Origin of the sequence: Pseudomonas chlororaphis subsp. aurantiaca, from assembly GCF_013466605.1 — a bacterium.
GTDB classification, from domain to species: domain Bacteria; phylum Pseudomonadota; class Gammaproteobacteria; order Pseudomonadales; family Pseudomonadaceae; genus Aquipseudomonas; species Aquipseudomonas chlororaphis_I.
Map to the genome: position 1 here is coordinate 1,404,036 of NZ_CP059162.1, position 20,940 is coordinate 1,424,975.

At 64.0% G+C, this 20,940-nt stretch carries 22 protein-coding genes; 12 read left to right on the forward strand and 10 right to left on the reverse strand.

Features of this window, described 5'->3' with window-relative positions; all coding sequences use genetic code 11:
* Positions 1–78 precede the first annotated feature (78 nt).
* Positions 79–723, reverse strand: coding sequence for a glutathione binding-like protein (locus H0I86_RS06330; protein WP_180924412.1), 645 nt, complete (start codon positions 721–723; stop codon positions 79–81).
* 147 nt (positions 724–870) lie between these two features.
* Between H0I86_RS06330 and H0I86_RS06335 the strand changes: the two genes are divergently transcribed.
* Positions 871–1,431, forward strand: a complete 561-nt coding sequence (locus H0I86_RS06335; protein ID WP_180924413.1) for a cysteine hydrolase family protein — start codon at positions 871–873, stop codon at positions 1,429–1,431.
* A 126-nt stretch (positions 1,432–1,557) separates the two neighbouring features.
* Here the strand turns inward: H0I86_RS06335 and H0I86_RS06340 are convergent, their stop codons facing one another.
* The 4 genes from H0I86_RS06340 to H0I86_RS06355 all read right to left on the reverse strand — a co-directional run bounded on the left by H0I86_RS06340 (position 1,558) and on the right by H0I86_RS06355 (position 3,300).
* Positions 1,558–1,758: an SEC-C metal-binding domain-containing protein gene (locus H0I86_RS06340; protein ID WP_007923047.1), complete on the reverse strand. Its 201-nt coding sequence runs from the start codon at positions 1,756–1,758 to the stop codon at positions 1,558–1,560.
* Positions 1,755–2,249 carry an LEA/WHy family protein gene (locus H0I86_RS06345; protein ID WP_180924414.1) on the reverse strand — a complete coding sequence of 165 codons (495 nt, stop codon included), beginning with the start codon at positions 2,247–2,249 and terminating at the stop codon, positions 1,755–1,757. The genes H0I86_RS06340 and H0I86_RS06345 overlap by 4 nt, the downstream gene beginning before the upstream one ends.
* A 72-nt stretch (positions 2,250–2,321) precedes the next feature.
* A complete protein-coding gene (locus H0I86_RS06350) occupies positions 2,322–2,798 on the reverse strand; it encodes a YchJ family protein (protein ID WP_180924415.1) in 477 nt (158 codons plus the stop codon).
* A 4-nt stretch (positions 2,799–2,802) separates the two neighbouring features.
* Positions 2,803–3,300, reverse strand: coding sequence for a DUF6231 family protein (locus tag H0I86_RS06355; RefSeq protein WP_180924416.1), 498 nt, complete (start codon positions 3,298–3,300; stop codon positions 2,803–2,805).
* 195 nt (positions 3,301–3,495) lie between these two features.
* On the opposite strand from H0I86_RS06355, the gene H0I86_RS06360 reads away from it, so the two are divergent.
* From H0I86_RS06360 to H0I86_RS06375, 4 genes are all read left to right on the forward strand, one after another.
* A complete protein-coding gene (locus tag H0I86_RS06360) occupies positions 3,496–4,188 on the forward strand; it encodes a PA1041 family peptidoglycan-binding anchor lipoprotein (RefSeq protein WP_028681813.1) in 693 nt (230 codons plus the stop codon).
* Positions 4,189–4,290: 102 nt separating this feature from the next.
* Entirely contained in the window at positions 4,291–5,010 is a 720-nt protein-coding gene (locus H0I86_RS06365; protein WP_180925795.1) for a PA1041 family peptidoglycan-binding anchor lipoprotein, read from the forward strand.
* 120 nt (positions 5,011–5,130) lie between these two features.
* Positions 5,131–5,409, forward strand: a complete 279-nt coding sequence (locus H0I86_RS06370) for a DUF1145 domain-containing protein (protein ID WP_180924417.1) — start codon at positions 5,131–5,133, stop codon at positions 5,407–5,409.
* Positions 5,402–6,160 (forward strand): collagen-like protein, encoded by a 759-nt coding sequence (locus H0I86_RS06375; RefSeq protein ID WP_180924418.1) that lies wholly within the window; start codon positions 5,402–5,404, stop codon positions 6,158–6,160. The genes H0I86_RS06370 and H0I86_RS06375 overlap by 8 nt, the downstream gene beginning before the upstream one ends.
* An 87-nt stretch (positions 6,161–6,247) precedes the next feature.
* Here the strand turns inward: H0I86_RS06375 and H0I86_RS06380 are convergent, their stop codons facing one another.
* Positions 6,248–6,712 (reverse strand): CopD family protein, encoded by a 465-nt coding sequence (locus tag H0I86_RS06380; protein WP_087089239.1) that lies wholly within the window; start codon positions 6,710–6,712, stop codon positions 6,248–6,250.
* 99 nt (positions 6,713–6,811) lie between these two features.
* Between H0I86_RS06380 and dinG the strand changes: the two genes are divergently transcribed.
* The 5 genes from dinG (at position 6,812) to pdxH (ending at position 14,833) form a co-directional block, all read left to right on the forward strand.
* Entirely contained in the window at positions 6,812–8,956 is a 2,145-nt protein-coding gene (gene dinG, locus H0I86_RS06385; protein ID WP_016702043.1) for an ATP-dependent DNA helicase DinG, read from the forward strand.
* Positions 8,957–9,049: 93 nt separating this feature from the next.
* Positions 9,050–11,476 (forward strand): beta-galactosidase, encoded by a 2,427-nt coding sequence (locus H0I86_RS06390; protein WP_180924419.1) that lies wholly within the window; start codon positions 9,050–9,052, stop codon positions 11,474–11,476.
* Between the two features lie 219 nt (positions 11,477–11,695).
* The gene (locus H0I86_RS06395; protein ID WP_180924420.1) at positions 11,696–12,841 is read left to right on the forward strand and encodes a serine hydrolase domain-containing protein; all 1,146 of its coding nucleotides are present in this window, start codon (positions 11,696–11,698) and stop codon (positions 12,839–12,841) included.
* Between the two features lie 140 nt (positions 12,842–12,981).
* A complete protein-coding gene (locus H0I86_RS06400) occupies positions 12,982–14,154 on the forward strand; it encodes an OmpA family protein (protein WP_180924421.1) in 1,173 nt (390 codons plus the stop codon).
* Between the two features lie 31 nt (positions 14,155–14,185).
* Complete coding sequence (pdxH, locus tag H0I86_RS06405; protein WP_009047373.1) at positions 14,186–14,833, forward strand: pyridoxamine 5'-phosphate oxidase; 648 nt, start codon at positions 14,186–14,188, stop codon at positions 14,831–14,833.
* Between the two features lie 12 nt (positions 14,834–14,845).
* On the opposite strand, the gene H0I86_RS06410 is transcribed toward pdxH, so the two are convergent.
* Positions 14,846–15,082: a hypothetical protein gene (locus H0I86_RS06410; protein WP_092299109.1), complete on the reverse strand. Its 237-nt coding sequence runs from the start codon at positions 15,080–15,082 to the stop codon at positions 14,846–14,848.
* 173 nt (positions 15,083–15,255) lie between these two features.
* Here H0I86_RS06410 and H0I86_RS06415 point away from each other — a divergent pair, with 173 nt between their 5' ends.
* Positions 15,256–15,720: an outer membrane lipoprotein gene (locus H0I86_RS06415; protein WP_023969877.1), complete on the forward strand. Its 465-nt coding sequence runs from the start codon at positions 15,256–15,258 to the stop codon at positions 15,718–15,720.
* Between the two features lie 79 nt (positions 15,721–15,799).
* On the opposite strand, the gene nhaA is transcribed toward H0I86_RS06415, so the two are convergent.
* Positions 15,800–16,987 (reverse strand): Na+/H+ antiporter NhaA, encoded by a 1,188-nt coding sequence (gene nhaA, locus H0I86_RS06420; protein WP_180924422.1) that lies wholly within the window; start codon positions 16,985–16,987, stop codon positions 15,800–15,802.
* 323 nt (positions 16,988–17,310) lie between these two features.
* Between nhaA and H0I86_RS06425 the strand changes: the two genes are divergently transcribed.
* Positions 17,311–18,405: a PLP-dependent cysteine synthase family protein gene (locus H0I86_RS06425; protein WP_009047376.1), complete on the forward strand. Its 1,095-nt coding sequence runs from the start codon at positions 17,311–17,313 to the stop codon at positions 18,403–18,405.
* A gap of 66 nt (positions 18,406–18,471) precedes the next feature.
* Here the strand turns inward: H0I86_RS06425 and H0I86_RS06430 are convergent, their stop codons facing one another.
* Positions 18,472–20,085 (reverse strand): NAD(P)/FAD-dependent oxidoreductase, encoded by a 1,614-nt coding sequence (locus H0I86_RS06430; RefSeq protein ID WP_180924423.1) that lies wholly within the window; start codon positions 20,083–20,085, stop codon positions 18,472–18,474.
* 110 nt (positions 20,086–20,195) lie between these two features.
* Positions 20,196–20,879 (reverse strand): COG3650 family protein, encoded by a 684-nt coding sequence (locus tag H0I86_RS06435; RefSeq protein ID WP_180924424.1) that lies wholly within the window; start codon positions 20,877–20,879, stop codon positions 20,196–20,198.
* Positions 20,880–20,940 lie beyond the last annotated feature (61 nt).

Genomic DNA, 20,940 nt, shown 5'->3' on the forward strand with positions numbered 1-20,940 from the left:
GCCCGCGCCGGCCGTTCCGCGGCTGCCCGAAACAGAGCAGTCACCGCTGTTTACCGGCCGGCAGTGGACTATCGGGCCTCAGGATTTGGGTGGGTTGATCCGTGCGGCGATGGCGTAGGCGCGCGCGGTCGCGGGGCGATCGAGGATGCGGTTGAACCAGCGGTGCAGGTTGGGGAAGTCTTCCAGGTTCTGGCTTTGCCACTTGTGGGACACAATCCACGGATAGATCGCCATGTCGGCGATGCTGTATTCGCCGCCGGCGACGAAATCGCGGTCCGCCAGGCGTCGGTCCAGCACCTCGTACAAGCGCGCGGTTTCATCGACGTAGCGTTTGATCGCGTAGGGGATCTTCTCCGGAGCGAACTGGCTGAAATGGTGGTTCTGCCCGGCCATCGGCCCCAGCCCGCCCATCTGCCAGAACAGCCACTGCAGGGCTTCCTGGCGACCACGCAGGTCCTTGGGCAGGAATTGCCCAGTCTTTTCCGTCAGGTACAGCAGAATCGCCCCGGACTCGAACAGCGACAGCGGCGCGCCGCCGTCGGCCGGCTGATGGTCGACGATGGCGGGGATCCGGTTGTTCGGCGCGATCTTCAGGAACTCGGGCTTGAACTGCTCGCCCTGGCCAATGTTGATCGGGTGCACGCTGTAGGGCAGGCCGGTTTCCTCGAGGAACAGGGAAATCTTGTGGCCGTTGGGGGTGGTCCAGTAATACAGATCGATCATGGAGCTCTCCAGGTAAACGAAGGACATTCTGCTACGGATAGCCAGCAGCGGTATTCGGTGGTCCGGTCTACGTTCGACGGCTTGCCTGTCTGGAGAGGTGATGTTGAAGTGCGTGGAATTCAATGACCCGACACGAGAAAAGTCAGCATGGAGCTTCAGACCAATGCAGCGCTGATCCTGATCGATCAGCAACAGGGCATCCTGCATCCCAGGCTCGGGCGGCGTAACAACCCCGAGGCCGAGGAGCGCATCGCCGAGTTGCTGGCTTACTGGCGCCAGACGGCGCGGCCGCTGATCCATGTGCAGCATCTGTCGCGCAGCGAGCAGTCGGTGTTCTGGCCAGGGCAGTCGGGGGTGGAGTTTCAGCAGCGGTTTTTGCCGCAGGGCGCTGAAGCGGTGATCCAGAAGCAGGTGCCGGATGCCTTCTGCGCCACGACCCTGGAGGCCGATTTACGCAAGGCCGAGATCGGCCAACTGGTGATTGTCGGTGTGGCGACCCACAACTCGGTGGAATCGACGGCGCGGACCGCCGGCAATCTGGGGTTCGATACCTGGGTGGTGGAAGACGCCTGCTACACCTTCGACAAGGTCGACTTTTTCGGCCAGGCCCACAGCGCCGAGGAGGTGCATGCCATGTCGCTGGGCAATCTGCATGGCGAGTATGCGACGGTGACTACGGTGAAGCAGATCTTGCCTTTGTCTCTGTAGGGGCGAAGCTTGCTCGCGATGAAATCGACTCGATCAGATTGATTAACCGAGTCGCCCGCATCGCGAGCAAGAGCTGGGTGCTCCCCTTGCTCCTGCATAAAGGCAGGAAGGCAGGGCGTTACGGCATCAGGCGCCGTGGCACTTCTTGAATTTCTTGCTGCTGCCGCATGGGCAAGGGTCGTTGCGGCCGACATCTTTCAAGGCGTTGCGCACCGGCTCCTGGTGGGCGTGGTTGCAATGCGGACCGTGAACATGGCCGTGGTCGTGATCGTGGTGGTCATGATCGTGGTTGCAGTCAGGGCCATGGACATGGGGTTGCTGGGTCATCGAGGTTGCTCCGGAATAAAATCGGCGGGAATTATCTCGCCTTTGCGCGCCAGGTGCACGTCATGGCCGATGAATAATCCGGTTTCCAGCAATCCGTCCAGGCGATAGGGGATCGGTTGCTGCGGTTCCTTCAGCCATTTCACCACCTGGCGTATCTGCGGCCACAGGTTGGTGCGCACGGGGACCTGGAAGTAGGCGCTGTGCTTGGGGCCGATGGTGAACCAGTGTTCATGCTCACCCTCCGCCAGCAACACGCCGCCGAGATGAACCCGGTACTCCAGGGCGCGGACGGTCAGGTCGGCATCGTTGGGGTTGTCGACACGAAAGTGCAGGCGCAAGCGCTGCTCCAGCAAATTCGCCTTGATCACCTCGACCTTGACCAGGTGCACCTGCGGGTCGAGGGTGTCGTCGACGAACCACGAGGCGCAGCCCGAAAGCGCCAACACCGTGAGCAGTCCTAGGGTCCGTAGTGCGCGCAGATGAACGACCATGGCGTTACTCCGTTTGAGCTCCCAGTCTAGCAACCGTGGAGCGCACGCGAGGACAGGCTCAGGGGCGGGGATTCAGCTGGCGAAATAGCTGGCGCAGCACTTCTTGAATTTCTGCCCGCTGGCGCAGGGGCAGGCATCGTTGCGGCCGGCCTTGAGTTGCACGGTCGGGTCGATGAAATACCAGTGCCCGCTGTTCTGCACGAAGGATGAGCGCTCGCGATGGCTGTGTTCGCCGTTGCTGTCATGCCAGCGTGCAGTGAAGGTGACGAACGCGTGCTCCGGCTGGCCGCCGAAGACTTCCGAGCTTTCGACTTCCAGGCCCAGCCAGGTGCTTTGCGCGCTCCAGTCGCTGATGGACTGGCGATCCAGGCCGCTCTGTTGCGCCGGCAGCGTGGTGGCCACCAGGTAATCCACCAGGCCCAGCACGTAGGCGCTGTAGCGCGAGCGCATCAGGGCCTCGGCGCAGGGCGCGGGGTGGCCGGCGTGGTAGTGGCCGCAGCAGGCGTCCAGCAGGTTGCCGCTGCCGCAGGGACAAATAGAGGTACTCATCGCATTACCACCAGTACTTTCCGAAGTTTTCCGGATTCGCCCAGAACCTGGAGTTGAGCCAGTCGGGCACTTGTTTGTATTCAAGCAGATCGTAGGTGAACAGGGTCAGGACCTGCTCGTCGCGCTGGAAACGTTCGCTGGCCTGCAGGGCCAGGGAGAAAAAGTCGGTCTCCTGCCAGCCGCAGGCATTCAGGTCAGCCAGTACCGCGATGCGGCTGGCGTTGAGGTTGCGGATCCCGCCGAGCAGGTTCAGGCCGTCGCGCTTGGGCAGATGCTCCAGGCAATCGACCACCAGCGCCAGGTCGAAACGGCGCGCCGCCAGTTCCGCCGGCAACGGCCCGGGCGCGGTCTGGGCGATGACGGTTTCGGGGTGTGCCTGGCGAAACGCTTCCAGGGCCGGAAACCCGCTGGCCCCGATCAGCAGCAGCTGTTGCGGGGAGTAGCGGTCGAGCAGGGCGGCCAGGGCCTGTTGGGGCGTGCGCGAAGAAATACCTGCGGTCATCGAAGTTCCTCAATCTTTGAGTGGCAAAGACTAGCCTGCCCGGACCCGCGGGCCTAGAGCCGTTTTGTCTGAAATGACAGCCGTTCCTGGGCAAATCCAGGGGCAAAGCCCGCCGGCCTCATGCTGGCGGAGATTTAAAGCCAGGTCTTTACTCCCCCAATCGGTTCTAAGCCGATTCCCTCAGGAGATAACTAGATGAGCATAGTTCGGACAGCACTACCCTTGGTTCTGCTAACCAGTGTGTTGACTGGTTGCGCAGGTTTGCAGAAAACCGATTGGCCGACCTGCGCTGCTGTCGGGGGTGTCGGTGGGGCCGCGTTGGGCGCGATTGAAAGCTCGTCCTGGGCGGGGTACGGCGCCTTGCTGGGCGCCGGCGTCGCGGCCGGTTATTGCTGGGTGCACGGTGATGGCGACGAAGACGGCGATGGCGTGCCGGACAGCCGCGACAAGTGCCCTGGCACGCCTAAAGGCGTGCAAGTGGACGCCAACGGTTGCCCGCCAGAGCCTGTAGCCGTGGTCGAGGAAGTGGTGGTGGTCAAGGAAGAGACCATTGTCATCCGTGATGTGCACTTCGAGTTCGACTCCGCCAGGCTGACCGGCGCCGACAAGGCCAAGCTCGACACCATCGCCACACGCCTGAAACAGGAAGCCCCGAGTGCGCAGCTGCGCGTGACCGGGCACACCGACAGCGTGGGCAGCGATGCCTACAACCAGCGTCTCTCGGAAAAACGCGCGCGTTCGGTGACCGAGTACCTGATCAGCGCGGGCGTACCGCGCAGCAGTTTCGTTTCGGTAGTCGGTGCCGGCGAGAGCCAACCGGTCGCGGATAACAAGACCGCCGACGGCCGGGCGATGAACCGGCGCACGGAAATCAAAATCAACCGCTGATTGCCTGGCGTGATTGCCTGGCATGGGCGGCTTGTGCAGCCGCCCATGCGGGTCTTTACTCCTGTGTGACCGGTATGGGCCGGTGACACAGGAGCATTCATGATGAGTCTTCTCTCGCGAGCCGCCTTGCCGGTTCTACTGCTCGGCAGCCTGCTCACAGGCTGCGCTACCCACAGCGACGGCACTGCCCCCCTCAACCAGCGTACGTGGCCAATCTGCAGCCTGCTCGGCGGCCTGGTGGGCGGCGGCCTGGGCGCCATTGAAAGCGGTGGCTGGGCTGCGGGTGGCGCGGCACTCGGCCTGGTGACCGGTGGCTTGATCTGCTACGCCCAGGATGGCGACAAGGACGATGACGGCGTGTTCGACCGCCGTGACCGTTGCCCGGATACCCCGGCCAATACCCCGGTCGACAACCGTGGCTGCCCTTTGCCGCAATACCCGGCCGCCCCAGCAGCCGAGCCGGCGGCGCAATCCGAGGTGATCACCCTCAGCGATCAGGGCGATGTGTTGTTTGCCTTCGACTCGGCGGAGCTGACACCCGAAGCGCAAAACCAGCTGCAAGGGCTGCTGGCCAAGCTTCAGGGCCCCGACGTGCAGAGCATCAAGGTGGTCGGCCACACCGACAGCCAGGGGACGGATGAATACAACCAGAAACTGTCCGAACGCCGTGCCAGCAGCGTCGTCGCATTCCTCCTGAGCCAGGGCCTGGCACCGGAAAAACTGACCAGCCAGGGCAAGGGCGAGAGCGAGCCGGTCGCCGACAACGCCACCGAAGAAGGGCGGGCGCAGAACCGTCGAGTGGAGCTGCACATTCAGCGTTGATCACCAGGCGCCAGGGCGGCTTGGCAGGGGGGGCGGCGGGAGAATTTTCGCTGCCCTCTGGCTTATGCCTCGCCGAAGTCGTTACTGTGCGCGCAAAGAAAAACTCGCAAAGGGGGGCATATGAAGGTGTTTTGGGGGCTGGGCAAGTTGTTGACGCTGCTGTTCTGGTTGCTGGTGCTGGTCAATCTGGTCAGCCCGCTGATCAATCCGATTCATCTGTTGATCAATCTGGCAGGCAGCCTGTTGCTGCTGACCCACCTGATGGAACTGCTGCTGTTCAACGGCAGCCTCAAGGGCCGTGCCCACCCTTGGCGAGATCGCCTGCAGATCCTCCTGACCGGCATTTTCCACCTGCAGACCTTCAAGGCGGCGAAGCCCGCGGAGGTCGGCCATGCGTAAGCTCTGCCTGCTCGCCGTGCTATGCAGCCCACTGGTCCAGGCCCAGGTGGTGACGGTCGAGACCAACTCCCTGATGCGCCTGCCCAACACCACCAGCAGCCTGCAACTGGAGCGCCTGGAAGTGGCCGACTACGGCACCTTGCTGATTCCGTCCACGGTCACCGAGGTCAAGGTCGGCGAGCTGCGCCTGGGGCGTGAAGCGCGGATCGCTATCGTTCCGGCTGAACAGAGCCTGCTGCTGAACGTCGACCATGCCGACCTGGAGGCTGGTAGCCAGATCACCTCCCGCGGGGCTCCGGGGACTTACCAGAAGGCGGCCAAACCCGGGCGCAACCTGACGCTGCGTATCGCCTCGCTGCAGGCCGGGGAACTGTCGGTGGATGCGCGCGGTGGCACCGGCGCGCCGGGTTATGTCGGCCTCGATGGCGCCAACGGCGAAGAGCCGGGTTGCACCTGGGGCCAGGCCGGGCGCGGCGCTGATGGCGACAACGGCGGTGATGGCCAGCCGGGGGCGGCGGGCGCCCAGGTGCGGGTCGAGCTGCCGCGCGATTACCCGGCAGAGCAGATCAAGGTCTGGGTCGATGGCGGGGCCGGCGGTGTGGCCGGTGCGGGCGGCAAACCCGGGGCCGGCGGCAAGTCCAAGGGCTGCTTCGTCTATCGCGCCGACGGTGGCAAGAGCGGCCGTCCTGGTGCCGAAGGCCATCCAGGGCCGGCAGGCCCCGCGGGTTCGGTCACGATACAGCGCCTGTAATTGACGCTCGGTCGCGGGCAGCCGCCTCTGTAGGAGCGAGCGGGCGGCGATCCGACTTGCCCGCGATGCTTTTTCCGGCATCCGCCTTTAGAACATCGGCCGGGCCGCCGCCACGGCCACCAGCAACAGGCCAATGATCAGATTGATCCCCACCAATTTCCGAATATTGCCCAGGGTCGTGGCCCCTGTCGGCCAGTCCTCGGCCGCCACCGCCTGACGCAGCGCTGGCAGCTGCAACGACTGGATCCGGATAAACAGCGCGGTCATCACCACATACAGGCCCATCATCACCTGCACATAGCGCGGCGCGGTCTCGAAGCCGCTGAACCGCAGATGGATCAGGCCGACGCCGCTGATCGGCAACAGCACCACCGCGACCCAGACCCAGACGAAAAACCGTGGGAACACTTCTGCCCACAGCTTCAACCGCGCCGGCCCCTCAAGGGCGGCCACCGCCGCCGGACGCAGCACCATCCAGGCAAAAAACATGCCGCCGACCCAGACCAGGGCGGCCAGGACATGCAGGGTGTAGGCAAGGGCAAAGGCTGTCATTCGGGTACTCCGTTCTGCGCGGGATGAATTAGCGGGGTATGATAGCGGCCGATCCGAACCACTGAAAATTTATCCAGCGTTTCTCGCGCCCGAAGAACCATGATCAGCAACGAACTCAAAACCACGATCCAGGGCGCCTACTCGCGTTTTCTCGAAGCCAAGAGCCTGAAACCGCGTTACGGCCAGCGCCTGATGATCGCCGAAGTGGCCAAGGTCCTGGGCGATGTCGATACCGACGACGAAGGCCGGCGCTCTGGCGACCCGGCCGTGGTGGCCGTGGAAGCCGGCACCGGTACCGGCAAGACCGTGGCCTACAGCCTGGCCGCGATCCCGACTGCCAAGGCCGCCGGCAAGCGTCTGGTAATCGCCACCGCCACCGTCGCCCTGCAGGAGCAGATCGTCTACAAGGACCTGCCCGACCTGATGCGCAACAGCGGGCTTAACTTCACCTTCTCCCTGGCCAAGGGCCGTGGCCGCTACATGTGCCTGTCCAAGCTCGACATGCTGCTGCAGGAAGGCCACGCGCAAACCGCCACCGCCCAGCTGTTCGAAGAAGAAGGCTTCAAGATCGAGGTCGACGAGGCCAGCCAGAAGCTGTTCACCAGCATGATCGAGAAGCTCGCCGGCAATAAATGGGACGGCGACCGCGACAGCTGGCCCACGGCCCTGGAAGACTCTGACTGGGCGCGCCTGACCACCGATCACAGCCAGTGCACCAACCGTCATTGCCCGAACTTCGGCCAATGCGCCTTCTACAAGGCCCGCGAAGGCATGGGCAAGGTCGACGTGATCGTCACCAACCACGACATGGTCCTAGCCGACCTGGCCCTGGGCGGTGGCGCGGTGTTGCCGGACCCGCGCGACACCCTCTATGTGTTCGACGAAGGCCACCACCTGCCGGACAAGGCCATCGGCCACTTCGCCCACTACACCCGCCTGCGTTCCACCGCCGACTGGCTGGAGCAGACCGCCAAGAACCTCACCAAGCTGCTGGCCCAGCACCCGCTGCCGGGCGACCTGGGCAAGCTGATCGAACAGGTGCCGGAGCTGGCGCGGGAGATCAAGACCCAGCAGCAGTTCATGTTCACCGCCTGCGAGCAACTGGCCGACTTCAAGACCGGCGAAGACATGGAAGGCCGTGAGCGGCCGCGCCATCGTTTCGTCGGCGGGCTGATCCCCGACCATATGCGGGAAATGGGCATCGAGCTGAAGAAAGGCTTCTCGCGCCTGACCGACCTGTTCACCCGCCTGACCGACCTGCTCAAGGAAGGCATGGACGGCGAGGTCAACATCGGCATCGCCAGCAACCAGGCCGAGGAGTGGTACCCGCTGTTCGGCAGCCTGTTGTCCCGTGCCTCGGGCAACTGGGAGCTGTGGACCGCCTTCACCACCGAAGACCCGGAAGACAACCCGCCGATGGCGCGCTGGCTGACCCTGGCGGAAAGCGGCTCGCTGTTCGACATCGAGGTCAACGCCAGCCCGATCCTCGCCGCGGAAATGCTCCGTCGGAACCTGTGGAACGTGGCCTATGGCGCGCTCGTGACCTCCGCCACCCTGACCGCCCTGGGTACTTTCGATCGCTTCCGCATGCGTGCCGGGCTGCCGAAAAAGGCCGTGACCGCGGTGGTGCCCAGCCCCTTCCATCACGCCGATGCCGGGGTGCTGCGGGTTCCCGACCTGCGTGCCGACCCACGGGATGCGCCGGCCCACACCGCGGCGATCATCCGCGACCTGCCGGAACTGGTGGAAGGCTCGCGGGGCACCCTGGTGCTGTTCTCGTCGCGCAAGCAGATGCAGGACGTGTTCGACGGCCTCGACCGCGACTGGCGCAAGCAGGTGTTCATTCAAGGCAACCTGTCGAAGCAGGAAACCCTGAACAAGCACAAGGCGCGGGTCGATGGCGGAGATTCCAGCGTGCTGTTCGGCCTGGCCAGCTTCGCCGAGGGCGTGGACCTGCCCGGTGCCTACTGCGAGCACGTGGTGATCGCCAAGATCCCGTTCTCGGTGCCGGACGATCCGGTGGAGGCCGCGCTGGCCGAGTGGATCGAAGCCCGGGGCGGCAACCCGTTCATGGAAATCTCGGTGCCGGACGCCTCGCTCAAGCTGGTCCAGGCCTGCGGCCGCCTGCTGCGTACCGAACAGGACCGCGGCACCATCACCCTGCTGGACCGGCGCCTGGTCACCCAGCGTTATGGCAAGGCTATTCTCAATGCGTTGCCGCCGTTCCGCCGGGAAATTTCCTGAGCGCGGCCGGCCTGTGGGCCGGTCGCGTTGTCTATTGCATGCCACTGATTGCACACAGGCCGTTCATCGGTCGTTAAGGAGCACCAGGTCTCTATGATTCGCCGTTCGTTACCCGCAGTCCTTGCTCTGCTGTTCGCCACGCCGCTGCTCGCCGCGCCCGCGGGGCAACAGACGCTGTTCAACTTTGTCCGGCCTGCCGATGTGGTGCAGGTGGCGACAGTGGATGCCAGCCTGCCGCAAGCCAACGCGGAGCAGACAGCCGAGGGCGAAGTGCTGCGCCGGGTGACGTTCAATCCGGCGATTCAGCCAAGCCTGCGCCTGACCCCGCAGACAGGCGCCTGGGACTGGTCGCAGTCCGGGGCCATGAGCCTGCGGATCCAGAGCGCGATGAACTGGGCCCTGACCCTGTACGTGAAGATCCAGAGCAATGACGGCAAGACGCTGGTCAGCCGCATCGACCTGCCGGCCGGCCCGGCGCAGACCCTGCTGGTGCCGCTGGTTGCCAGCTCGCCGCTGAGCCAGGGCATGAAGGCCGGCCCGCCGATGCCGATGACCTTCGAAGGCCAGCGCGTCTTGCTGGCCAGCAGCGAAGGCGAGCTGGACCGCAGCCAGGTGGTGTCGGTGACCTTGTCGATGGATCAGCCGAAAGCTGCCCAGAGCATCCTGCTCGAACGTTTTGGCGTGCAGGACGGCGAGGCGGTGATCAAGGCTGCCTACGGTGGTCTGGTGGATGCCTATGGCCAGTCGACCCGGGCCAAATGGCCGGAAAAGGTCGCCAGCGACGAGCAGCTCAAGGCTGCCGCGGCCAAGGAACAGCAGCAGCTGAAAACCTGGCTGGCCGAACGCGAGCGCTCCTCCCTGGACACCTTCGGCGGCTGGAGCAACGGGCCGGCCTTCAAGGCCAGTGGTTTCTTCCGTACCGAGAAACGCGATGGCCGCTGGTATCTGGTGACGCCCCAGGGGCACCCGTTCTATTCCCTGGGGGTCAATGCGGTCACGGCGGACGACAGCCAGACTTATATCGCTGGCCGTGAATGGATGTTCTCGACACTGCCTAACGTCGGCGAACCGCTGGCCGGTTATTACGGCGAAGGCGACAACCGCAGCGGCAATGGCGCCGACCGGGGCCGCGCCTATAACGCCGGCCGCTGGTACGACTTCTATGGCGCCAACCTGCAACGCATCTACGGGGTGCCTTGCACCCCGGGCAGCGAAACCAAGGCCGGTGTGGCGGACGCCGCCAAGGCCGACGCCCAGCAAGCCCAGGCCGGGCAGGGCACCGAACCGCCAGCCGCGGCACCTTGCCCTGTCGCGGCCCTGGATCAGAAACGCTGGGCCAGTCACGCCCTGGATCGCCTGCAAGCCTGGGGCTTCAACACCATCGGCAACTGGAGCGCGCCGGCACTGGGCCTGAACGACCGCGTGCCCTACACCTTGCCGCTGTCGATCGTCGGCGACTATGCAAGCATCAGCACCGGCACCGACTGGTGGGGCGGCATGCCCGACCCGTTCGATCCGCGTTTCGCCATGGCCACCGAGCGCGCCGTGGCCATTGCCACCCGCGATCACCGCGACGATCCATGGCTGATCGGTTACTTCGCCGACAACGAACTGGCCTGGGCCGGCCCCGGCGATGACCCCAAGGCGCGTTATGCCCTGGCCTATGGCACATTGCGCATGACCACCGACGTGCCGGCCAAGCGTGCGTTCCTCAAGCAACTGCGCGACAAGTACCGCAACCAGGAGGGCCTGTCGAAGGCCTGGGGTATCAACCTGACCGCCTGGGAGCTGATGGAAGACCCGGGGTTCGAGCCGCCTTTGCCTAGCCCGGAGCATCCGGAGATCGAAGCCGACTTCAAATACTTCCAGAAGGTCTTTGCCGACACGTACTTCAAGACCATTTCCGATTCGCTGAAATGGCACGCGCCGAACCACCTGCTGCTGGGCGGACGCTTTGCCATCAGCACTCCCGAGGCCGTGGCGTCCTGTGCCCAGTACTGCGATGTGTTGAGCTTCAACATGTACACCCTCAAGCCGCAGGACGGTTACGACTTTGCCCGGCTGAACACGCTGGACAAGCCGATCCTGATCACCGAGTTCAACTTCGGTTCCAGGGATCGCGGCCCGTTCTGGGGCGGCGTGACCGAGCTGGTGCGGGAGGAGGATCGCGGTCCGGCCTATGCCCAGTTCCTCAAGCAGGCGTTGAGTGAGCCGTCGATTGTCGGCGTGCACTGGTTCCAGTACCTCGATCAGCCGGTCACCGGTCGTCTGCTGGACGGCGAGAACGGCCATTTCGGCCTGGTGGGCATCACCGATGTGCCATTCCAGGGGTTTGTCGACAGCGTGCGCAAGAGCAACCTGCAGGCCCTCGACCAGTTGGGCAAGGAAGCCGAAAAGGTCAAGGCAGAGGCCGACAAGGCCGCGGGTCATGCCGCCGACGGTGGCAAGCCGGGCCATGAAGGCAAGGGCGCAGAGCAGGGCGGCGGCCATGCGGGTGGTCATTCGGCGAATGGCCATTGATCGCTGAGCCAGGCCTTTTGGGGTACGGCTTCCCTCGCGCGGGCCGGTCCGCCTCTACACTCACTCGTAGGGGGTGGTCGGCCCGCAGTGCGTTCAATGTCCGTCGATTTCTGAACAATTCTTCCGGTGGATCGCCACCGGGCTCGCTTCTGTTCCCAAAACCCTCAAGGGCTGGAACAATGCGCACCACTTTGTAGAGCATGGTCCGGGGAGTTACGGGTGCAGATTCAGGGTCATTACGAGCTTAAGTTCGAAGCGGTGCGCGAAGCCTTCGCGGCCCTCTTCGAGGATCCCCAGGAGCGCGGCGCGGCGTTGTGCATTCAGATCGGCGGGGAAACCGTGATCGACCTCTGGGCCGGCACCGCCGACAAGGACGGCAGCGAGGCCTGGCACTGCGATACCATCGCCAACCTGTTTTCCTGCACCAAGACCTTCACCGCGGTCACCGCCCTGCAACTGGTGGCCGAAGGCAAGTTGCAGCTGGACGCACCGGTTGCCCGGTACTGGCCTGAATTCGCCGCGGCCGGCAAGGAAGCGATTACCCTGCGTCAGTTGCTCTGCCATCAGGCCGGACTGCCGGCCTTGCGTGAGTTGCTGGCGCCGGAAGCGCTCTACGACTGGCAAACCATGGTCGATGCCCTCGCGGCGGAAGCGCCTTGGTGGACGCCGGGCGAAGGCCATGGTTATGCGGCCATCACCTACGGCTGGCTGGTGGGCGAGCTGTTGCGTCGGGCTGACGGGCGCGGTCCCAGCGAGTCCATCGTGGCGCGGGTCGCCAGGCCGCTGGGGCTGGACTTCTACGTTGGCCTGCCCGACGAGGAGTTTTACCGCGTGGCGCATATCGCCCGGGGCAAGGGCAATGTCGGCGACGCGGCCGCGCAGCGCCTGTTGCAAGTGACCATGCGCGAACCCACGGCCATGACCACCCGGGCGTTCACCAACCCGCCGTCGATCATGACCAGTACCAACAAGCCGGAATGGCGGCGCATGCAACAGCCAGCGGCCAATGGCCATGGCAATGCCCGCAGTCTGGCCGGGTTCTACAGCGGCCTGCTCGATGGCAGCCTGCTGGAAGCGGACATGCTCGAAGAGTTGACCCGCGAACACAGCGTCGGCATGGACAAGACCCTGTTGACCCAGACCCGTTTCGGCCTGGGCTGCATGCTTGACCAGCCGCAGGTGGCCAACGCGACCTTCGGTCTCGGCCCTCGGGCGTTTGGTCATCCGGGAGCGGGTGGCTCCATCGGTTTTGCCGATCCTGAGTACGATGTGGCCTTCGGTTTTGTCACCAATACCCTGGGGCCATACGTGCTGATGGATCCAAGAGCGCAGAAGCTGGTGAGGGTTCTGTCGGATTGTCTGTAAAAAGGTTGCTGTCAGGATTTTTTTTGCCTAAACATGAGTAAAGGCATCAGAAAGGAACCCTGTGGCTTTTATACTTTCAAAGCGTCTGTTTGTACGGTTCGTAGAGACCGTAATTTTTGATCTCATTTTGTGGATATCCCATGTCGTCGAACAAGTCTTTAGCCTTGGCTCTTTGCCTCACTGTCACCGGTTGTGCACAAACTCCACAAAATGACGCAGAAGGAGGGCACTGGTGGTCTTTCGGTTCCGATAAGACCGCCAGCAAGGAAGCGGTGCAACCGGTAGCAAAAGCAGCTGCCAACGAAGTTTCCGCGGCCAAGTCCGCCGCCACATCCACCGCCAAGTCCGCGACCGCTCCTGCCGCGGCCAAGGTCGAAACCGCAACCGCTTCCGCCGCTGCTCCGGCCGCCAAGGCCGAGACCACCAACTGGTGGTGGCCGTTCCCTTCCAAGGACGCGAGCAAAGACGCAGTCAAAGAGCCGGTAGCCGACGCCAAGGCCAAGGCGGACGCCGCGACCGCGGCTCCGAAGGTCGCCAAGACCGAGACCGGCAACTGGTGGTGGCCTTTCAATCAGCAGCCCAAGTCTCCAACCAAGGAAGACGTGAAAGACATCCCGATGCCGGATCCAAAAGTCACCCAGGCCTGGCTGGACGACTACGAGCCGCGCCTGCGTGAAGCCATCAAGGACAGCCGCCTGCAACTGGAACGTCGCGAGAACACCCTGGTGGTGATCGCTCCGGTCGACGGTTCGTTCAACCCGGATCGCCCGGCCATGTTGCTGCCAGTCACCCTGAGCCCGTTCACCCGCGTGGCCAAGGCCGTGGGGACCGACGCCAAGACTTCCGTGCTGGTACTGGGCCATGCCGACACCACTGGTGCCGCGGCGGCCAACCAGAAGCTGAGCCGTGATCGTGCGCAGTCTGTCGCCGCGATTTTCAGCCTCACTGGCCTCAAGCGCGATCGCCTGATGCTGCGTGGCATGGGTTCGGTCATGCCTCGTGCTGCCAACGACAGCACCGAAGGTCGTGCGCTGAACCGTCGCGTGGAAATCATCGTCACCCAGCGCAGCACCATGCTGGCCCTGCTGAGCAAGTACAACCAGCCGACCCCGTCCGAGGCTGAACTGGTTGCCGTACAGGATGTGAAGTCGGTCGTTCCTGCTGCTTCCTCGAAGAAAGCCGTCGCCGCGAAGAAAGCCGCTCCGGCGAAAAAAGCCCCAGCCAAGAAGCCTGTGGCGAAGAAAACCGTCGCCAAGAAAACCACCACTGCCAAGGCTCCGGCCAAGGCAGCGACCGAACAGGCGAAGAACTGACTCATCAGGCATCGGGCAAAAGGAACCTGCAATGACCCAGGGACTGGCGGACATGCGCCGCGACTACACCCGTGACGGACTGACCGAAGCCCAGGCTCCGGTCGAGCCCTTCACGCTGTTTCACCAGTGGTTCGCGCAGGCAGTGAAAACCGAGCAGCCGCCGGTCGAGGCCAATGCCATGACCCTGGCGACCGTTGACGAGGAGGGGCGCCCCCATTGCCGCATCCTGCTGCTCAAGGGGCTGGATGCGCAGGGGTTCACCTTTTTCACCAACTACGACAGCGCCAAGGGACAGCAACTGGCCGCACGGCCTTTTGCCGCCATGACCTTCTTCTGGCCGGCCCTGGAGCGCCAAGTGCGTATCGAGGGGCGGGTGGTCAAGGTCACCGCCGAGGAGTCCGATGCCTACTTCCAGGTCCGCCCGCTGGGCAGCCGCCTGGGTGCCTGGGCATCGCCGCAGAGCCAGGTGATCGCCGATCGCCAGGAACTGGAAGCCTTGCTCAAGAACACCGAGGAGCGCTTCAGCGATACCCAGCCCCATTGCCCCGAGCACTGGGGAGGTTATCGCCTGTTACCGGAGCGCATCGAGTTCTGGCAAGGGCGCGCCAGCCGTTTGCACGATCGCCTGAACTACCGTCTGCAAGGTGCCGACTGGGTGCGTGAGCGCCTGGCCCCCTGACCCCGAATCAGCTCATTCGCCGGGATAACCGGCCGCGGCGGCTTCAAGCCACTGTGGCAGGTCCCGGCGTTTTACTTTCTGGCGATGGGCATTCTCCAGCTGTTGCAGCATGAAGGATTTTTTCTTCTCGTCCCCGCCGGCCAGCGACAGCGCCAGGTCCCGGTCCATCCAGCGCTTGATCCGTACATACAGCCACCAATGGAAGTACAGGCCGGCTACGGTGGTTACGACGATGATGAAGTAATCCATGGAAAATCCTTTGGTCGGTGGCGCAACTCGGGAAATAAGCGCTACCGTGTGAAGAGTTTTTATAGGCACGCAGTCTGTACTGCTGCTGAATGGAACCAATTTTATCCGGGCGATGCCGTGACAGGCGTCAAGCTGCGGAGTTTAATGATTATCTGTCCTTTGGAGTTGATCCTATGCGTAAGTCTGTTTTGCTGGTTGCTTCCTTTTCCACGATGGCCATGTTGCTCACCGGTTGCCAATCCAACCTGTCCGGTGACTCTTACTCCCGTGACGAGGCGCGTCGCGTACAGACCGTTCGCATGGGCACCATCGAATCCCTGCGTCCGGTGAAAATCGAAGGCACCAAGACCCCGATCGGCGGCCTCGCCGGTGCAGCGGTCGGCGGCGTTGGCGGCAGCGCCATCGGCGGCGGCAAAGGCAGCATCGTGGCGGCGGTCATCGGTGCGGTGGCTGGCGGCCTGATCGGTTCCGCCACCGAGGAAGGCCTGACCCGTACCCAGGGCGTGGAAATCACCGTGCGTGAAGACGACGGCAGCATGCGTGCCTATGTGCAACAGGTTCAGGAAAACGAAGTGTTCCGTGTTGGCGAGCGCGTGCGCATCATGAGCGTCAACGGCACCAGCCGTGTCGCCCACTAAGCGTTAACCGCGACAAAACAAAACCCCGGCCAGGCAACTGGTCGGGGTTTTGTGTTTTCAGCCCTGGCAACGCCGGTGGTTATGCCGGCAGTTGTGGGTTCTTGCGGCTGGCCGCGGCCGTTACGGCGTAGCCGATCAGGGCGGCGAAGAGCGAGCCGGTGAGGATGCCCATGCGGTCCATGCCGGCGTATTCGCTGCTACCGGGTACGAAGGCCAGGGAGCCGACAAACAGGCTCATGGTGAAGCCGATCCCGCAGAGAATCGCCACGCCCAGCACCTGGCCCCAGTTGGCGCCGCCGGGGAGGGCGGCCAGACCCATCTTCACCGCCAGCCAGGTCAGGCCGAACACGCCGACGGTCTTGCCCAGCAGCAGGCCGATGGCGATGCCCATGGGCACGTAGTGGGTGAAGCTTTCCACGGTGATGCCTTGCAGCGACAGGCCGGCATTGGCGAAGGCGAACAGCGGCAGGATGCCGTAGGCGACCCACGGATGCAGCGCATGCTCCAGGCTCAGCAGCGGCGAAGGCTCGGCATTGCGGGTGCGCAGCGGGATGCAGAAGGCCAGGGTCACGCCGGCCAGGGTCGCGTGGACGCCACTCTTGAGCACACAGACCCAGAGAATCAGACCGATGATCATGTACGGTCCGAGCTTGACCACCCCCAGGCGGTTCATCGCCACCAGCGCTACCAGGCAGGCCGCGGCGAGCATCAGCGACAGGGTCGACAGGGCGCCGGAGTAGAAAATCGCGATGACGATGATGGCCCCCAGGTCATCGATGATCGCCAGCGTCATCAGGAACAGTTTCAGCGACACCGGCACCCGCTTGCCCAGCAGGGCCAGTACGCCGAGGGCGAAGGCGATGTCGGTGGCCATGGGAATCGCCCAGCCGCTGAGCGCTGGCGGGTTGTCCTTGTTGAGGAACCAGTAGATCAGCGCCGGCACCACCATGCCGCCGATGGCGGCGGCGCCCGGCAGGACAATCTGCGAAGGCTTGGATAGGTGGCCGTCGAGGACCTCGCGCTTGACCTCCAGGCCGATCAGCAGGAAGAACATGGCCATCAGGCCGTCGTTGATCCACAGCAGCAGGGGCTTGGCGATTTTCAGGGCGCCGACCTGGGCGACCACGGGAGTGTCCAGCAGGCTGTTGTACAGCCAGGACAGCGGTGAGTTGTTGATGATCAGGGCAAGCACGGCAGCGGCAATCAATAACAGACCGCTGGCAGCTTCCAACTGAAAGAAACGCGTGAAAGTGCTACGCAGAGGCAAGGTCGCTCTCCATCAGAAAACTAAAAAGGTGGCACACCCTAACTCGTACTGTTAGTTGTTAAAACAAAAGTTATATTCTTTTTTGTTATATGCAGCAGAGCAGCGGCCTGCTGGAAAACCAGCCGAGCAGTTGTGTATCCAATTGATTCAAAACTGTACCTGTGAGCGACCGGGGATGTTTCTTAATATGTCCGGCCCCAGCCCGACGGGCCGGGGACTTTTGCCTGTTGCAGCGCCTGATTTTCCTTGTGCCTGGATCGCCTATGCTGGGCGCACTTCATCTTTTGCGTCCTGTGTGGCGTTCGAGCCAATGAGAAAACACCATGAGCGACAACCGTCAGTGGGCCCGCGAGGCCATCCGGATCATCGAAGCCGACTTCCAGCGCAGTGCCGATACCCATCTGATCCCCTTGCCCCTGCCGGGTCTGCCGGGCATCGAGCTGTATTTCAAGGACGAGTCCAGCCATCCCACCGGCAGCCTCAAGCATCGCCTGGCGCGTTCGTTGTTCCTCTATGCACTGTGTAACGGCTGGCTCAAGCCCGGGGCGCCGGTGATCGAGGCGTCCAGCGGTTCGACGGCGATTTCCGAAGCCTATTTCGCGCGCCTGCTGGGCTTGCCGTTCATTGCGGTGATGCCGGCCACTACCTCCCAGGAAAAGATCGCGCAGATCGCCTTCTACGGCGGCAAGAGCCACCTGGTGCAGGACCCGACGCAGATCTACGCCGAGTCGGAGCGCCTGGCCCGGGAGAGCGGCGGGCATTTCATGGACCAGTTCACCTACGCCGAGCGCGCCACCGACTGGCGGGCGAACAACAACATCGCCGAGTCGATCTTCCAGCAGCTGCGTTTCGAGCGTTACCCGGAGCCCAAATGGCTGATCTCCAGCCCGGGCACCGGCGGCACCACCGCCACCCTGGGGCGTTATGTGCGTTATCGCCAGCATTGCACCCGGGTACTCTGCGCCGACGCCGAGCGTTCGGTGTTCTTCGATTATTACCAGAGCGGTGACGCCAGCCTGCGCCTGGACTGTGGCTCGCGCATCGAAGGGATCGGTCGGCCACGGGTCGAGGCGTCGTTCCTGCCCAAGGTGATCGATGCGATGGTCAAGGTGCCGGATGCCCTGTCGCTGGCGGCCATGCATTACCTGGCGCAGCGCCTGGGGCGGAGGGTGGGCGGCTCCAGCGGTACCAACCTGATCGGCGCGCTGATGGCGGCGCAGCAGATGAAACAGGCCGGCGAGAGTGGTTCGATCGTCGCCATCCTGTGTGACGGTGGCGAGCGTTATGCGACCACCTATTACGATCAGGACTGGCTGACCGCCCAGGGTTACCAGTTGACGGCCTTGATCGAGGCGGTGGCAGCGAGTGTGGAACGTGGCGAGGCGTTGCCGGCCAGCGTATTGCGCGCTGGCATCTGAGGCTGCAAGCCGGCTCCCAGGGGAGCGAGCCCGCCTGTGAAAAGGCCCCTGTAAAGGGGCCTTTTTTTACGCCTCGATGCCGAGGATGTTGCGCGCCACCGCTTCGGCGATGCGGATCCCGTCGACCCCGGCCGACAGGATGCCCCCGGCATAACCGGCGCCTTCGCCGGCCGGGTACAGGCCCTTCACGTTCAGGCTCTGCATCGATTCGTCGCGGGTAATGCGCAGTGGTGACGAGGTGCGAGTCTCGATCCCGGTCAGTACCGCATCGTGCAGGGAGTAGCCCTTGATCTGCCGCTCGAAGGCCGGCAGCGCTTCGCGGATCGCCTCGATGGCGAAGTCCGGCAGGGCCAGGGCCAGGTCACCCAGGGCGACGCCCGGCTTGTAGGACGGCTCGACGCTGCCCAGGGCGGTGGACGGCTTGCCGGCGATAAAGTCGCCGACCAGTTGCGCCGGGGCTTCGTAGTTGCTGCCGCCGAGGACGAAGGCGTGGGACTCCAGGCGTTCCTGCAGCTCGATGCCGGCCAGCGGGCCACCCGGGTAATCCACTTCCGGGGTAATGCCGACCACGATGCCGGAGTTGGCGTTGCGCTCGTTACGCGAGTACTGGCTCATGCCGTTGGTGACCACGCGGTTCGGCTCGGAGGTCGCCGCCACCACAGTGCCGCCCGGGCACATGCAGAAGCTGTAGACCGAACGGCCGTTCTTCGCGTGGTGCACCAGCTTGTAGTCGGCGGCGCCGAGTTTCGGGTGACCGGCGTACTTGCCCAGGCGCGCGCTGTCGATCAGCGATTGCGGGTGTTCGATGCGGAAACCCACGGAGAACGGCTTGGCTTCCATGTAGACGCCACGGCCATGGAGCATGCGGAAGGTGTCGCGGGCGCTGTGGCCGAGGGCCAGGATCACGTGTTTCGAGTGAACCTGTTCGCCGCTGTTGAGCTCGACGCCGACCAGCTGGCCGTCTTCGATCAGCACGTCGGTGACCCGTTGCTCGAAGCGCACTTCACCGCCCAGGGCGATGATCTGCTGGCGCATGTTCTCGACCACGCCGGTCAGGCGGAAGGTACCGATGTGCGGCTTGCTGACGTAGAGGATCTCTTCCGGCGCGCCGGCCTTGACGAACTCGTGCAGGACCTTGCGGCCGTGGTGTTTCGGGTCCTTGATCTGGCTGTACAGCTTGCCGTCGGAGAAGGTCCCCGCGCCGCCTTCGCCGAACTGCACGTTGGATTCCGGGTTGAGCACGCTTTTGCGCCACAGGCCCCAGGTGTCCTTGGTGCGCTGGCGCACTTCCTTGCCGCGCTCGAGGATGATCGGCTTGAAGCCCATCTGCGCCAGCAGCAGGCCGGCGAAAATCCCGCAGGGGCCGAAACCGACCACGATCGGGCGTTGCGCCAGGTCGGCGGGCGCCTGGCCGACGACCTTGTAGCTGACATCCGGCGCCGGGTTGACGTTACGGTCGTCGGCGAACTTGTGCAGCAGCTTGGCCTCGTCGCGCACGTTCAGATCGAGGGTGTAGATGAAGCACAGCTCGGACGACTTCTTGCGCGCATCGTAGCTGCGCTTGAACAGGGTGAAGTCGAGCAGGTCCTCGCTGGCGATGCCCAGGCGCTGCAGGATGGCAGGGCGCAGGTCTTCATCGGGATGGTCGATCGGCAGCTTGAGTTCGGTGATTCGTAACATGACAGGGTCCGGTTCGCGGGACGCACCAATGCGTCAGGGCGGTTTTACAAACCGGCGATTATAAGCCGCAAAGCCCGGACCCCGTGAGGTTAAAACGGTTGCCCGTCGCCTCAGTCGCTACGCGAGCCGCCGAAATAGGCACAACCGCGCTGGACCAGGCCATCGACCCGCAGTTCCGCCGTCAGGTGCTGCACGCTGCCGGTCTTGCTGTCCACGCAGCGCTGCGGCGCGACCCAGAGTTCGACATGGCGGTTGTTGGCTTCGCTGCTGAGGTTGAAACGGCCGTCGCCCAGTTGCTCTTCCAGGTAAGGCAGCGCCAGTGCCGGCTGGCCGGCGCGTTCGATGCGCATGCCCTTGGCGCTGACGTCGACGTTCCAGTCCGGGGCCTTGCCGCTGGCCCGCAGGATCAGGCGCGGGAAGTCGGGATCGCCGCAGGCATCGTTCGAGCGCTCGACGCGATACAGCTGGCTCAGCGCCACTTCACTGTCGGCGCCGCCGGCCTTGCTCGGGGAGAAATGCCCGCGCAGGTCGGCGAACAGCGTGCCCTGCTGGTCGGCCAGGCTGGCGGCTTCCTGGAGGATGCTGGTGCCGCCGTTGTCCTTGACCACATAACGCTGCTCGCCGACGCAAGGCTTGAACAGCAACTGGCCGTCGGCGGCGGTCAGCGTGCCCTGCATGCGGGTCTGGCCGGCCTGGGACTGCGTCCGGGGCTGGCCATCGAACACCGACAGCATCTGGCAACCGGCAAACAGGGGGAGCAGGGCAATACAAACAAGGGAACGGGCGGCACGCATCGTCGGGTCTCCAATCAAGTGCCGCCACGTTACGCAGCCTGACCGTTCATCACAACCCTGG